Origin of the sequence: Actinoplanes sp. L3-i22 (genome assembly GCF_019704555.1) — a bacterium.
Classification (GTDB): Bacteria; Actinomycetota; Actinomycetes; order Mycobacteriales; family Micromonosporaceae; genus Actinoplanes.
Window position 1 is genome coordinate 9,336,626 of the sequence record NZ_AP024745.1, and the last position, 14,071, is coordinate 9,350,696.

A 14,071-nucleotide genomic window follows, 5' to 3' on the forward strand; every position below is an offset into this window, starting at 1 on the left:
ACGGGCGCCGCGACGCCCGCCACCCGGACGTCAGGTCAGGTCGGTGGCGATGATCCGCTCGATGTTGCGCTCGGCCAGGGCGGTGATCGTGACGAATGGATTGACCCCGGTGCTGCCCGGGATCAGCGAGCCGTCCATCACGTACAACCCCGGGTAGCCGGGCAGCCGGCCGTAGTTGTCGGTCGCCACGTTGAGCACGCAGCCGCCGAGCGGGTGGTAGGTGAAGTCGTCGCCCCAGACCTTGTTCGCCCCGAACAGGTCGCTGCGATACACCGTGGCCTGCGCCTTGTTGATGGTGTCGAAGACCCGTTTCGCCGCGGTGACGGCCGGCTGGTTCTGCGCCGTCTGCCAGCTGAGTCCGACCGTCCCGGTCGAGGAATCGTACAAGAATCGGGCCCTGTTCGGGTTTTTGGTTATCGCCAGGTAAAGGCTGATCCACAGCTCGGTGCCGGCCGGGAAGGGCGCGATCTCGGCGAAGACCGGACCGGCCGCGTCCGCCCAGTTGTCGATGCCCATGGCCGGCATGCCCGATTCCAGCGCGCCGGTGGTGTTCCACAGGTGCTGGGCGCGCGCCACCATGACGTTGCCGTTGTTGCCCCAGCCCTGCCCGACCGCGTCCGGCAGATCCGGCAGCCGGCCTTGCGCGCGCATCGCGACGAGCAACTTGCTGGTGCCGACACTGCCTGCGGCGAAGAAGACCCGATCCGCGCGTACGGTCTTGACGGCGACCGTGGCGCCGGCGGTGTCGATCTGGTTCATCGTCACCGAGAAGCCACCCAGGCTGTTCGGGGCGACGGCGGTGACCACGTGCTGTGCGGTGATCGTCAGCCGCCCGGTGGCCGCGGCCGCCGCGAGGTAGGTCTTGTCCAGTGACCGCTTGCCGTGGTTGTTGCCGTAGATGACCTCGCTCGCCAGTGCCGACCGGGGCACCGTGCCGGCCTGTTCCTTCGCCATGTAGCCGAAGTCGTACACGTTGTTCAGGAACGTCGTGGTGTAACCGGACGCCTGGGCCTGGTCCCGGCTGACCCGCGCGTACCGGTAGCAGTCGGCGGTCTCGAACCAGGCGGTGTCGATGGCGTTGACGCCGAGGGCGGCGTTGGCGCGCGGGAAGTACGTGGCGTACATCGCGGCGACGTCGACCGAGGGCAGGATCTCGGCGAGGTAGTCGCGCTTGGGCACCACGGCCATGCCGCCGTTGACCAGCGAGCCGCCGCCGACGCCCCGGCCCTGGTAGACCCGGATGCCGGCGAACTTCTCCGAGTCCAGCACCCCGGTGTACCGGGTGATCGACTTGTTGGCGCCGATCCCGAGGAAATAGCCGACCGGCTGGTCGGTGGTGGTGCGCAGCCAGTACGAGCGCTGGTCCGGGTCGAGCATGTCGCAGAAGATCGCGCCGTCCGGGCCGGCGGTGTTCCACGCCATGCCCATCTCGACGACGGCGGTGGCGACGCCGGCCTGGGTCAGGCGCAGCGCGGCGACGGAGCCGCCGTAACCACTGCCCACGACCAGGGCCGGCACGTGGTCGCCGTCGGCCAGAGCGGCCCCGGCGGCGGCGGCTCTCGCGAACAGCACGGCGGCCGGGGCGCCGAGAGCGGCGGCACGCAGCAGGGTGCGACGACTGGTCATCTCAGGCACCCGCCATCTCGTCCGCCGCGATGTAACCGAAGGTCATGGCGGGGCCGATGGTGGAGCCGGCACCCGCGTAGCTGTGCCCCATCACCGCGGCGCTGGAGTTGCCGGCCGCGTACAGCCCGGGGATGACCGAGCCGTCGGCCCGCAGCACCCGGGAGCGCGGGTCGGTCCGCAGGCCGCCCTTGGTGCCGAGGTCACCCGGCACAATCTTGCAGGCGTAGTACGGGGCCAGCCAGAGCGGCGCGAGGCAGGAGTTCGGGATGACCGCCGGGTCGGTGTAGTAGTGGTCGTAGGCGCTGTCGCCGCGATGGAAGTCGACGTCCTTGCCGGTGAGCGCGAACCCGTTGAACCGGGCGACGGTCGCCGACAGCGCCGGCGCCGGCACCCCGGTCCTGGCGGCGAGCCCGCCGAGCGTGACGTCCTTGACGACCGCGCCGGAGGAGTACCAGGAGTCCGGGAACGGTGACGCCGGCGCGATGTCGCGGAACAGGTACCGGTTGCGGTAGTTCTGGTCGAAGATCAGCCAGGACGGGATGTCCGGGGTGACCCCGTTCTTGTCGTACATGACGTGCACGACGTCGCTGTAGGGCGCGGCCTCGTTGACGAACCGCTTCCCGGTGCTGTTGACCAGGATGCTGCCCGGCAACGTCCGCTCGGCCAGGCAGAAGTACGGCTCGTCGGGCAGCGGGATGGCCGGCCCCCACCACGCGTCCTCGAGGAAGTCGGTGGCCGCGCCGGCGAGCAGCCCGGCCCGGATCCCGTCGCCGGTGTTCTCCCTGGCGCCCACCGTCCAGTCGACGCCGATCGGCTGCCGCTGGTAGGCCAGGCGCATCGACAGGTTGTGCTCGAAACCGCCGGCCGCCACCAGCACGCCCCGGGTGGCGGTGACACTGGTCGCGACGCCACCGCGGGTGACGACGACCCCGGTGACCCGCCCGCCGGCGTCGATCAGCAGATCGGTCAGCGGCGTGTTCAGCCAGACCCGCACCCCGGCCGAGGCCAGCCCGGCGCGCAGGGCCCCGGCCAGCGCCTGTCCCATGGTCAGCGGGGTCTTCCCGGCCAGCACCGCGGCGGTGTAGCGGGCGACGCACTCGGCCGCGACAGCCGTGCCCTCGACGTTGACCAGTGACAGGTTCAGCCACTTGTAGTCGGCGCTGAACACGGTCAGGCCGGCCGGGGTCGCCAGGTACGCCGGGTTGAGGTTGGCCAGCTCCGCGCCGAGCAGCTTGCCGTCGAACAGGTCCGGCTCGATCGAGCGGCCGCGGGCGATGCCGCCGGGCAGCTCGGGGTAGTAGTCGGAGTAGCCGTCCATGTAGCGGAAGCGCAGCGGGCTGTTCGCCGTCACGAACGAGATCATCGACGGCCCGTTGTCGAGGAAGGCCTGCTGCTTGGCGGTCGGCACGTCACCGTCCACGACCGCGGCGAGGTAGGCGGCCGCCTTGGCCGGGGTGTCCGGCACCCCGGCGGCGAGGATGACCTGGTTGTTCGGGATCCAGATGCCGGCGCCGGAGCGGGCCGCCGAGCCGCCGAAGGTCGGCGCCTTCTCCACGACCAGGACGCTGAGACCGCGTTTCGCGGCGCGCAGCGCCGCGGTCATCCCGGCGGCGCCACAACCGACGACCACGACGTCGTACGAGGCCTGGGCGGCCCGTGCCGGGCTGCCGAGCGCGGACGAACCGGCGACCAGGCCGGTTCCGAGAGCGGCGGCGCCGGCCAGAACCTGGCGCCGTTTGAGGTGACCGGACATGTGAGCTCCTCGGACGTTGGAGCTATAACGCGTTCTACTATCGATCCGCGCTGCCCATGATGTCAAAGGGATCCGTCTATGAGAACGTGTTTCAACTCCACGACTTCCTTGACCCGTTCCGCGCGGGTTGCCGCCAGCGGCGAGACCAGCAGCGTGGTCACGCCCGCAGCGGCCAGCCGGGCAACCCGGTCGCGCAGGTCGGCCGGTGGTCCGACCAGCGCCGTCGCGTGCACCAGCCGCTCGGGAACGGCCGCGGCCGCCTCGGCCCGCCGGCCGCTCCGGAACAGCTCCCGGATCGTCGCCGTCTCGGCCACGTAGCCGTACCGGCGGACCAGGTCGCCGGCGAAGGTCCCCATCCCGCCGATGTAGAGGGCCAGCTGAGCGCGATGCCGAGCCAGCAGGTGGTCGGTGGGCTCGGCCACCGCGAACGGCAGCGGCACCATGACGTCCAGCGGCCCGAGCGCCGGGTCCCGGCGCGCGCGACCCTCGGCGAGCGCCGGGCCGAACACCTCCGGCGACACCGCCGGGTCGAGGAAGAGCGCCTGCCAGCCGTCGGCGATCTCGGCCGCGAGGGCGACGTTGCGCGGTCCCATGGCGGCCAGCAGGATCGGGATGCGGTCGCGGACCGGCCGGTTGATCAGCTTCAGGGGCCGGGCGGGCGGCAGCGGGATCCGGTAGCGCTCCCCCTCGTGCACCAGCGTCTCCCGCCGCCACACCCGTCGGCAGATCTCCACGATCTCCCTGGTCCGGGCCAGCGGCGCGTCGTACGCGACCCCGTGAAAGCCCTCGATCACCTGCGGGCCGGAGGCGCCGAGGCCGAGCGAGAACCGCCCGCCGGAGACGTAGTCGAGGCCGGCCGCGGTCATCGCGGTCAGCGTCGGTGTCCGGGTGTAGAGCTGCATCACCCCGGAGGCCAGCTCCATCCGGGTGGTGCGGGCGGCGAGGTAGCCGAGCTGGCTGACCGCGTCGAAGCTGTACGCCTCGGGCACCACCACCAGGTCGGCGCCGGCCGCCTCGAACTCGGCGACCTCGTCCACCGCCTGCGCGAAGCCCTCCCCGCCGTAGCCGAGCTGAATGCCCAGCCGCATGTCAGGCGCCCGGGTCCGAGACGATCACCTGGCGGATCACATCGCCCCGGCCGAGCGCGGCGAGCGCCTCGTCGGCCTGCTCCAGCCGCAGCCGGTGCGAGATCATGCCCGCCAGGTCCAGCCGCCCGGCCCGCCACAACGCGATGAGCTTCGGGAAGTCCCGCGGGGGGTACGCCGATCCGTACAGCGAAGGAATGATCCGCTTTCCCTCGAAGAGCAGTTCGAAGGGGTTGAACTCGACCAGGTGCTCGGCCCGGCCGGCGCCGACCACGACGACCGTGCCGCCGCGGCGGGCCGCGGTCCAAGCAGTGCGCAGGGTCTGCGGGAGGGCCACCACGTCGAAGGCGTAATCGAAGCCCTCGCCGCCGGTGATCCCGGTGACCAGGTCGCTGAGCTGCTCGGGAGCGACCGCGTGGGTGGCGCCGAAGCGGCGGGCCACGTCGAGCTTGGCCGGCACGGTGTCGACGGCGGCGATGATCGCGGCGCCGGAGACCCGGGCGCCCTGGATCGCGGCGATGCCGACGCCACCGCAGCCGATCACCACGACGGTGTCGCCCGGCCGGACCCGGGCGGTGTTGACGACGGCGCCGACCCCGGTCATCACGCCACAGCCGACCAGCGCGGCCACGTCGTAGGGCACGTCGGCCTCGATCGGCACGGCGCCGATCCGTGGCACCACCATCTCCTCGGCGAACGCGCCGCACCCGGCCATCCCGAAGATCGGCAGGTCGCCGGCCATGAACCGGGGCAGCGCGTAGCCGGCCATCACGTGGGTCATGCACAGGAACGGCTCGCCGCGCCGGCACTCGGCGCAGGTGCCGCAGGAGGGCAGCCAGTTCACGATCACCCGGTCGCCGGCGGCCAGGTCGTCCACCCCGTCGCCGACCTCGATCACGTCACCGGCCGCCTCGTGGCCGAGCACCGCGGGCATCGGCTGGGGCAGGCCGCCGTCACGGGCGGACTGATCGGAGTGGCAGACCCCGGCCGCGCGCACGCGGATCCGGATCTCGCCCGGGCCCGGCCCGAGCACCGTCACATCGTCGCGAATGTCGAGTTTCTCGCCCAGATCGTGGAGTACCGCGGCCCGCACCTCGCCACCTCCCTCAAGGAATTAGAACACGTTCTACGCTAGGCGGAGGCGCGCGCCCGAGCAAGCGATTGGTCGGGTGGGCCATAATCGGCCAGGTGACGACCACGAAGAAGGCGGCGCCGCCGTCGGAGCGCCGGACCCATCTGATCCGGCTGGCCGCCGACCTGTTCGCGGAGAAGGGATTCCGGGCCACCACGGTCCGGGAGATCGCGGACGCCGCCGGCATCCTGTCCGGCAGTCTCTACCACCACTTCGACTCCAAGGAGTCGATCGGCGACGAGATCCTGCGCGGGTTCCTCGACGACGTGCTCGGCGGTTACCGCGAGGCGGTCGCGGGCGTCGACGACCCTCGCGCCGCGATCGAGCGGATGGTGCGCTTCAGCACGGCGGCGCTGAGCCGGCACCGGGCCGCGCTCACCATGCTGCAGAACGACTGGGCCTATTTCAGTGCCCAGAAACGCTTCGCCTATCTGCGTACGGCGATGAAGGAGATCGAGCAGACGTGGCTCGACCAGTTGGAGCGGGGCAAGCAGGACGGCCAGTTCCGTCCCGATCTCGACGCCCGGCTGGCCTACCGCCTGCTGCGCGACATCCTCTGGATCCCCACGTCGTGGAAGCAGGCGCGGGGGAAGTCGTGGAGCACCGACGAGATCGTCGACGGTCTGCTCCGGCTGCTTTTCGACGGCATCATCGCGCGCTGACGGTGTTACCGTACCAAGCAAGCGCTTGGGAGGTTCGCCATGGGCCGTCTGGACGGCAAGGTCGCTCTCATCACCGGCGGGGCCCGCGGCATGGGCAAGTCGCACGCCCGGCACTTCGCCGCCGAGGGCGCCCGGGTGGTGCTCGGGGACGTGCTCGACGACAAGGGCGCGGCGGTCGCCGCGGGGCTCGGTGGTGTCTACGTGCACCACGACGTGACCAGCGAGGCGGACTGGGCCGCCGCGATCCGGGCCACGCTCGACGCGTACGGGAGAATCGATGTTCTGGTCAACAACGCCGGCATCCTGAGGCACGGGCCGATCGCCGAGATGGACCCGGCCGAGTTCCGCCGGGTCCTCGACGTGAACCTGGTCGGCTGCTGGCTCGGCGTGCACTTCGCCGCGCCGCCGATGATCGCGGCCGGCGGCGGCTCGATCGTGAACGTGTCGTCGATCGAGGGTTTCGCCGGCGCGGCCGGCCTGTCGGCGTACAGCGCCAGCAAGTTCGGCATCCGCGGCATCACCCGGTCCGCGGCGCAGGAGCTCGGCCCGTCCGGCATCCGGGTCAACTCGGTGCACCCCGGCGGCGTGATGACCTCGATGGCGATCGCCGCCGCCGAGCATCTGACCGGCGTCGACCCGGCCGCGTTCCTCAAGTCGCTGCCGATCGCCCGGTTCGCCGAGCCGATCGAGATCTCCCGGCTGGTCGCGTTCCTCGCCTCGGACGAGTCGTCCTACACGACCGGCGCCGAGTTCCTCGCCGACGGCGGGCTGCTGGCCGGGCCGGGATACTGAGATGGGGTCCCTCGACGGCAGGATCGCCGTGGTCACCGGCGCCGGCCAGGGCCTCGGCGCGGCGGAGGCCCGAGCGCTGGCCGGCGAAGGCGCCCGTGTCGTGCTCAACGACCTGCCCGGCCCCGGGCTCGACGAGGTGGCCGCGGAGATCCCGGAGGCCGCGGTCTGCCCCGGCGACATCGCCGAGTGGTCGACCGGGGAGGCGCTGCTGGCCGCGTTCGGCGGAATCGACATCCTGATCAACAACGCCGGGGTGCTGCGCGATCGGATGATCTTCTCGATGTCCGAGCAGGAGTGGGACACCGTGATCCGGGTGCACCTGCGCGGGCACTTCGTGACCACGCGGCTGGCCACGGCGCACTGGCGGGAGCGGAGCAAGGCGGCCGGTGGCCCGGTCTACGCCCGGATCGTGAACACCGCCTCCGAGGCCTTCCTGCTCGGCTCCGCCGGGCAGCCCAACTACGCCGCCGCCAAGGGCGGGATCGTCGCGCTCACCCTGGCCACCGCGCGCGGCTGTGAGCGGTACGGCGTGCGCGCCAACGCCATCTGCCCGCGCGCCCGGACAGCGATGACCGGCTCCCTGATGGGCCCGTCGCCGGACGGTCCCGACCCGCTCTCCCCCGATCGCGTCGCGCCGCTGGTCACCTACCTGGCCGGGCCCGCCGGGGAACGGATCACCGGGGAGGTCTTCGTGGCGCACGGCGACGTGGTGGCGCTGCTCGGGCCGCCGACGGTCCGGGCCGCCTTCCACGCCCCGGGCGGGCAGTGGACTCTCGACGAGCTGGACGCCACGCTGGGCAAGGTCTTCACCGCCGGCCCGCCGCGCCCCGGCTTCGTCTGCGCGGAGACGCTGCCGCTGGCCGGCGAGACCTTCGGGGAGGCCCCGTGAAACAGCGCGACACCGTATCGATGCCCGCGTCCGAGATCTCCGCGCTGCTGGCGGACAGCCACAAGCTGCAACTCGCCACCATCAACCCGGACGGCACGCCGCACCTGGTCAGCATGTTCTACGGGATGCGCGACGACCGGATCGCGTTCTGGACCTACCGGGCCTCGCAGAAGGCGCGCAACCTGGCCCGCGACCCGCGGGTGACCTGCCTGGTCGAGGACGGCGACGACTACTTCGAGCTGCGCGGCGTGCAGGTGACCGGCGAGGTGACCGTGATCGGCGACCTCGCCGGGGTGACCGAGGTCGGCCGGCTCGTCGCCGCGCGGATGCCCAGCCCGGTGGTCGGCGACCTGCCGCCCGCCGAGGTGGCCGCCGCCCTGGAGCTCTACGTCGCCCACGCGGCGACCAAGCGGGTGGCCTACCTGGTCAGGCCGACCCGGGTGATCAGCTGGGACCACCGCCGCCTCACCGGCTGAGGCGGTGGCGGGCCGGGCTACATCATCTCGTCGCCCGTGGGGATCAGGACCGTCTTGAGCTCCGTGTAAGCCTCGATCGACGCCCGGCCACCCTCGCGCCCGAGCCCCGACTGGCCGAACCCGCCGAACGCCACGTGCGGCTCCAACTGGTAGCCGTTGATGCCCACCGTCCCGGCGCGAACCGCCCGGGCCATCCGGATCGCCCGCTTCACGTCCGTGGTGTAGACCGTGGCTGCCAGCCCGTACGACGTGTCGTTGGCCAGCCGGATCGCCTCCTCCTCATCGGTGAACGGCACGACCGCGAGCACCGGCCCGAAGATCTCCTCCTGGGCGATCGTCGCGCTGTTGGCGACGTCGGCGAAGACGGCCGGCTCGACGAAGTTGCCGGCGGACAGGTCGCCGTCCGGGCGTCCGCCGCCGCACACCAGCCGGGCGCCCTCGGCCTGCCCGCGCTCGATGTAGCCGAGCACCCGCGCCAGCTGCCGGTCGTTGATCAGTGGCGACGCGGTGACCTCCGGGTCGAACGGGTCGCCGTAGGTCACCAGCGTCGTCATGCCCTGCGCGATGGCCAGGAACTCGTCGTACACGTCCCGGTGGACCAGCGCCCGCGAGTGCGCCACGCACGCCTGGCCGGAGAGGCCGAGCGTCACGGTGCCCATGGTGAGGGTGGCGGCCGCGTACACCTCGGCGTCCGGGAAGACGATCGACGGGCTCTTGCCGCCGAGCTCCAGACTGACCCGTTTCATGCCGTCGGACGCGGCGGCGAGGACCCGTCTGCCGACCGCCCGGCTGCCCGTGAACGTGATCTTGTCGATCAGCGGGTGGGTGATCAGCGCCTCGCCGGTCGGGTCGCCCGGGCCGGTCACCACGTTGAGCACGCCCGCCGGAAGCCCGGCCTCCTCCAGCAGCTTCGCCAGGCGCAGCACCGAGAACGAGGCGAGCTCCGACGGCTTGAGCACGACCGTGCAGCCGGCCGCCAGGGCCGGTGCGACCTTCTGCGCGGTGAGCAGCAGCGGGCCGTTCCACGGCACCACCGCGGCCACCACCCCGACCGGCTCGCGCAGGGTCATCACCAGGTGGTCGCCGCCCTGATAGCCGGGCAGCGTCTCGCCGGCCAGCTTGTCGACCCAGCCGGCGTGGTGGTCGAAGACGTCGGCGACGCACTCGACCGACATCGCGTACTCGTCGCCGAAGGTCAGCGGCACGCCGTTGTCGAGCGCCTGCAGGGTGCGCAGCTCGTCGGTGTGTGCGCGGATCAGCTCGGCCGCCCGGCGCAGCACGGTGATCCGCTGTTTGGCCCGCGACCGCGGCCACGAGCCCTCGTCGAAGGTCTGCCGGGCGGCGCGCACGGCCGCGTCCACGTCGGCCGGCGAGGCGACCGCGAAGTCGCCGACCTGTTCCCCGGTGGCCGGGTGCCGGTGGGTCCACGTGCGGCCGTCGGCCGCGGCACGCCAGGCGCCACCGATCAGCAGCTCGCCGGTGGACAGGCCGATCGCGTCCCGCTTCGTCTTGATCGAAAGAACCATCGGGCACCTCTTTTTTTGGAACAGGTTCTATTTCTGCGCACGGTACGCCGCATCGCGCGGGTCCGCCAGATACCCCGGCCACTCACCGCCGCCGTGCACCGCGACGGACGCCCCGGTCACGTAGGACGCCAGCGGCGAGGCCAGCAGCAGGCAGACCCCGGCGACGTCCCCGGGTGCCGCCGCCCGCCCCATGGGCACCGTGCGCGCCACCGCCTCGGGGTCGAGGAGACCCTCGATCGGGCCGGGGACGACGCAGTTGACCCGGACGGCCGGCGCCCACTCCGCCGCGAGACTGGTCGCGAGGTGGTGCAGGCCGGCCTTGGCCGCGCCGTAGGCGGCGCTGCCCGGCGACGGTCGCGTGCCGCTGACGCTGCCCACCATGAGGATCACGCCCCCGCCGGGCTGCGCCTGCATCACCGCGTTGGCCGCCTGCGAGACGTGCAACGGGGCGACCAGGTTGAGCTCGACGATCTTCGCGTGCAGCCGGGGCGACGCGGTCGCGGCCGGGACGGCGGGAGCCCCGCCCGCGTTGTTCACCAGCACGTCCACGCCGCCGAGCCGCTCCTGAGCCGCGGCGATCAGCGCGGCGGCCTGCCCGGGGTCGCGGATGTCGGCGCGCACGAAGCCGGCCGGCCCGTCGTAGGAGCCGCGGCCGCAGACCAGCACCCTCGCGCCGGCTGCGAGGAAGGCGGCCGCGATCGCGGAGCCGATCCCGCGGGTGCCGCCGGTGACGACCACGCGGCGACCGGTGAAGTCCATGCCGTCACGCTAGCTCACCAAGCAAGCGCTTGGTTAGACTCCGGGCATGGGCGTACACCTGGAACCCGGCGCCGTCGCCGAGGTGGTGATCGACTTTCCGCCGGTCAACGCGGTGCCGGCGGCCGGCTGGCAGTCCATCGCCGACCTGCTCACCGCCGCCGGCGACGACCCGGCGACCCGGGTGGTGGTGCTCTCCGCACGCGGCCGGGGCTTCTGCGCCGGGGTCGACCTCAAGGAGATGCAGCGCGACGAGGGCCACCAGGCGCTGCTCGCCGCGAACCGGGGATGCGCCGCCGCGTTCGCCGCCGTCTACGACTGCCCGGTCCCGGTGATCGCCGCCGTCCAGGGATTCTGCCTCGGCGGCGGCATCGGCCTGGCCGGCAACGCCGACCTGATCGTCGCCGCCGACGACGCCACCTTCGGCCTGCCCGAGGTCGACCGGGGCGCGCTCGGCGCGGCCACCCACCTGGCCCGGCTCGTGCCACCGCGGCTGATGCGGGCGATGGTCTACACCTGCCGCACGGTCACCGCCGCCGACCTGCACCGCTTCGGCGCCGTCCACGAGGTTGCGACCACCGGCGGGCTGCCGGCGGCGGCGCGGGCGGTCGCGGAGTCGATCGCGGCCAAGGACCCGGTCGTGATCCGGGCGGCCAAGCAGGCGCTCAACGGCATCGACCCGGTCGACGTGAAGCGGTCCTACCGGTTCGAGCAGGGTTTCACCTTCGAGCTCAACCTCAGCGGCGCGGGCGACCGCGCCCGGCAGAAGTTCGTGGAGGGCCGATGACGGTGGTGATGAGCATCGACGACGTGGTCGCCGAGCTGCGGGACGGGATGACGGTCGGGGTCGGCGGCTGGGGGTCACGCCGCAAGCCGATGGCGCTGGTCCGGGCGGTCTGCCGGGCCGGTCTGCGCGACCTGACGGTGGTCTCCTACGGCGGGCCGGACGTGGGGCTGCTGATCGCGGCCGGCTGCGTGCGGCGCGTGGTCACCGGGTTCGTGTCGCTGGACAGCATCGCGCTCGAGCCACACTTCCGGCAGGCCCGCCAGCAGGGCACGATCGAGCTGACCGAATACGACGAGGGCATGCTCTACTGGGGTCTGCTCGCCGCCGCCCACCGGCTGCCGTTCCTGCCGACCCGGGCGGGGCTCGGCTCCGACGTCATGCGAGTCAACCCCGAGCTGCGGACGGTCCGATCGCCGTACGCCGATGGCAGTGATCTTGTCGCCATGCCCGCCGTGACCCTGGACGCCGCGCTGGTCCACCTGAACCGCGCCGATCGTCGCGGCAACGCCCGTTATCTCGGCCCGGATCCGTACTTCGATGATCTGTTCTGCCTGGCCGCCCGCCGGCGTTTCGTCTCCTGCGAGCGGCTGGTCAGCACCGCGGAGCTGATCGGAAGCGGACCCCCGCAGGGCCTGCTGCTCAACCGGATGATGGTCGACGGCGTGGTGGAGACGCCACGCGGGGCCCACTTCACCAGCTGCGTCCCGGATTACGACCGCGACGAGGCGTTCCAGCGCGACTACGCGGCCGCCGCCGCCGCGCCCGGGACGTGGGAGCTGTTCCGGGCCACCTACCTGGACGGCGACGAGGAGCACTACCGGAAGGCGGTGGCCGCACGATGAGCCGGGCGGACGTCTGCGTGACGGCATGCGCCGACGCCTGGCGCGGCGACGGCGCGGTGCTCGCCTCCCCCACCGGCCTGATCCCCCGCCTCGGCGCGCGGCTCGCCCAGCTCACCTTCTCCCCCGACCTCCTGCTCACCGACGGCGAGGCGACGCTGACCCACGACGACGAGCCGGAGGGGTGGCTGCCCTACCGCGCGGTGTTCGGCGTGGTCGCGGCCGGCACCCGGCACGTGATGATGGGGGCGAGCCAGCTCGACCGGTTCGGCAACCAGAACATCTCCTGCGTCGGCGACTGGCATCGCCCGGCCCGGCAGCTGCTCGGCGTGCGAGGCGCACCCGGCAACACGATCAACCACACCACCAGCTACTGGGTGCCCCGGCACGAGCCGCGGGTCTTCGTCGAGCACGTCGACATGGTGTCCGGAATCGGTCACGATCGGGGCGCCGTCGAGATCCGGGTGGTGGTGACGAACCTGGCCGTGCTGGACTTCGCCACCCCGGACCGCTCGATGCGGCTGCGCTCGGTGCATCCCGGGGTGCCGGTGGCCGACGTCCTGGCCGCCACCGGCTTCTCCCTGGTCGTACCGGCCGAGGTACCGGTCACCCGGGAGCCCGCCCCCGCGGAGATGACGATCATCGAGCGGCTCGACCCGGACGGCCTGAGGCGGCTCCGATGAGGACCCGGCTCACCGACCTGCTCGGCTGCCACCACCCGATCGTGCAGGCCGGCATGGGCTACGTGGCCGGGGCGGGCCTGGTCGCGGCGACGTCGGCGGCCGGCGGCTTCGGTATCGTCGCCTCCGCCACGATGACCCTCGACCAGTTGCGGGCCACCCTGGAGAGGATCCGCGCCCGCACCGACGCGCCGTTCGGCGTCAACATCCGCGCCGACGCTCCGGACGCCGGGGAGAGAATCGATCTGCTCGTACGGCACCAGGTCCGGCTCGCCTCGTTCGCCCTCGCCCCGAACCGGGAGCTGATCCGCCGCTGCGCCGACGGCGGCGTGCTCACCATGCCGTCCGTCGGCGCTCGCCGGCACGCCGAGAAGGTGGCCGGTTGGGGCGTCGACGCCGTCCTGGTGCAGGGCGGCGAGGGCGGCGGGCACACCGGCCCGGTGCCGACGACATTGCTCCTGCCGCAGGTGGTGGACGTGGTCGGCGTCCCGGTCGTCGCGGCCGGCGGTTTCTTCGACGGGCGGGGCCTGGTCGCGGCACTGGCCTACGGCGCGTCCGGCATCGCCATGGGCACCCGTTTCCTGCTCACCGCGGAGAGCCCGGTCTCCCCCGACGTGAAACGCCGCTACCTGGCCGCCGACGTCACCGGCACGGTCGTCACCACCCGCATCGACGGCGTGCCCCACCGGGTCCTGCGCACCCCGTTCGTCGACGCACTGGAACACGCCGGCCGCGTCGCGGCGCTGAGCCGGGCGCTGCGCAACGCCGCGTCGTTCCGCCACCGGTCCGGCCTGTCCTGGCCGGCCCTGCTCCGCACCGGCCGCGCCACCCGCCGGGCCGGCTCGCTGTCCTGGGCACAGACCCTGATGGCCGCCAACACCCCGGCGCTGCTCCACGAGTCGATGGTGGAGGGCAACCCGGCGGCCGGCGTGATGTCCGCCGGCCAGGTCACCGGCCTGATCGACGACGTACCCACCTGCGCCGGCCTGATCACCCGCATCATGACCGAGGCCGACGCCCGGCTGGCCGCCCTCACCGCCCTTCGCTGACCCGCCTGCCGGGCGGCGA

General features: G+C 72.6%; 14 protein-coding genes. 8 read left to right on the top strand and 6 right to left on the bottom strand.

Annotated elements, in window-relative coordinates:
• Positions 1-30: 30 nt before the first annotated feature.
• The 4 genes from L3i22_RS41585 to L3i22_RS41600 form a co-directional block, all read right to left on the bottom strand.
• Positions 31-1,626 carry a GMC oxidoreductase gene (locus tag L3i22_RS41585; RefSeq protein WP_221322926.1) on the bottom strand — a complete coding sequence of 532 codons (1,596 nt, stop codon included), beginning with the start codon at positions 1,624-1,626 and terminating at the stop codon, positions 31-33.
• A gap of 1 nt (position 1,627) precedes the next feature.
• Positions 1,628-3,379: a 3-oxosteroid 1-dehydrogenase gene (kstD, locus tag L3i22_RS41590; protein WP_221322927.1), complete on the bottom strand. Its 1,752-nt coding sequence runs from the start codon at positions 3,377-3,379 to the stop codon at positions 1,628-1,630.
• A gap of 62 nt (positions 3,380-3,441) precedes the next feature.
• The gene (locus L3i22_RS41595) at positions 3,442-4,467 is read right to left on the bottom strand and encodes an LLM class F420-dependent oxidoreductase (RefSeq protein WP_221322928.1); all 1,026 of its coding nucleotides are present in this window, start codon (positions 4,465-4,467) and stop codon (positions 3,442-3,444) included.
• A gap of 1 nt (position 4,468) precedes the next feature.
• Positions 4,469-5,557 (bottom strand): zinc-binding dehydrogenase, encoded by a 1,089-nt coding sequence (locus tag L3i22_RS41600; protein ID WP_221322929.1) that lies wholly within the window; start codon positions 5,555-5,557, stop codon positions 4,469-4,471.
• A 95-nt stretch (positions 5,558-5,652) separates the two neighbouring features.
• Between L3i22_RS41600 and L3i22_RS41605 the strand changes: the two genes are divergently transcribed.
• Genes L3i22_RS41605 through L3i22_RS41620 form a run of 4 tightly spaced genes read left to right on the top strand, consistent with a single transcriptional unit; the run spans position 5,653 to position 8,415 of the window.
• Positions 5,653-6,258 carry a TetR/AcrR family transcriptional regulator gene (locus L3i22_RS41605; protein ID WP_221322930.1) on the top strand — a complete coding sequence of 202 codons (606 nt, stop codon included), beginning with the start codon at positions 5,653-5,655 and terminating at the stop codon, positions 6,256-6,258.
• A gap of 39 nt (positions 6,259-6,297) precedes the next feature.
• Positions 6,298-7,050, top strand: coding sequence for a glucose 1-dehydrogenase (locus L3i22_RS41610; protein WP_221322931.1), 753 nt, complete (start codon positions 6,298-6,300; stop codon positions 7,048-7,050).
• A gap of 1 nt (position 7,051) precedes the next feature.
• Positions 7,052-7,939, top strand: a complete 888-nt coding sequence (locus L3i22_RS41615) for an SDR family NAD(P)-dependent oxidoreductase (RefSeq protein WP_221322932.1) — start codon at positions 7,052-7,054, stop codon at positions 7,937-7,939.
• Positions 7,936-8,415, top strand: a complete 480-nt coding sequence (locus L3i22_RS41620) for a pyridoxamine 5'-phosphate oxidase family protein (protein WP_221322933.1) — start codon at positions 7,936-7,938, stop codon at positions 8,413-8,415. The genes L3i22_RS41615 and L3i22_RS41620 overlap by 4 nt, the downstream gene beginning before the upstream one ends.
• Positions 8,416-8,432: 17 nt before the next feature.
• On the opposite strand, the gene L3i22_RS41625 is transcribed toward L3i22_RS41620, so the two are convergent.
• Positions 8,433-9,941 (bottom strand): aldehyde dehydrogenase, encoded by a 1,509-nt coding sequence (locus L3i22_RS41625; protein ID WP_221322934.1) that lies wholly within the window; start codon positions 9,939-9,941, stop codon positions 8,433-8,435.
• A gap of 27 nt (positions 9,942-9,968) precedes the next feature.
• Positions 9,969-10,700, bottom strand: coding sequence for an SDR family oxidoreductase (locus tag L3i22_RS41630; protein WP_221322935.1), 732 nt, complete (start codon positions 10,698-10,700; stop codon positions 9,969-9,971).
• A gap of 46 nt (positions 10,701-10,746) precedes the next feature.
• Between L3i22_RS41630 and L3i22_RS41635 the strand changes: the two genes are divergently transcribed.
• Genes L3i22_RS41635 through L3i22_RS41650 form a run of 4 tightly spaced genes read left to right on the top strand, consistent with a single transcriptional unit; the run spans position 10,747 to position 14,052 of the window.
• Positions 10,747-11,484 (top strand): enoyl-CoA hydratase family protein, encoded by a 738-nt coding sequence (locus L3i22_RS41635; RefSeq protein ID WP_221322936.1) that lies wholly within the window; start codon positions 10,747-10,749, stop codon positions 11,482-11,484.
• Complete coding sequence (locus L3i22_RS41640; protein WP_221322937.1) at positions 11,481-12,326, top strand: CoA transferase subunit A; 846 nt, start codon at positions 11,481-11,483, stop codon at positions 12,324-12,326. The genes L3i22_RS41635 and L3i22_RS41640 overlap by 4 nt, the downstream gene beginning before the upstream one ends.
• A complete protein-coding gene (locus tag L3i22_RS41645) occupies positions 12,323-13,006 on the top strand; it encodes a CoA-transferase subunit beta (protein WP_221322938.1) in 684 nt (227 codons plus the stop codon). The genes L3i22_RS41640 and L3i22_RS41645 overlap by 4 nt, the downstream gene beginning before the upstream one ends.
• A complete protein-coding gene (locus L3i22_RS41650; RefSeq protein ID WP_221322939.1) occupies positions 13,003-14,052 on the top strand; it encodes a nitronate monooxygenase family protein in 1,050 nt (349 codons plus the stop codon). Before L3i22_RS41645 ends, L3i22_RS41650 begins: the two co-directional genes overlap by 4 nt.
• Positions 14,053-14,071: the final 19 nt, after the last annotated feature.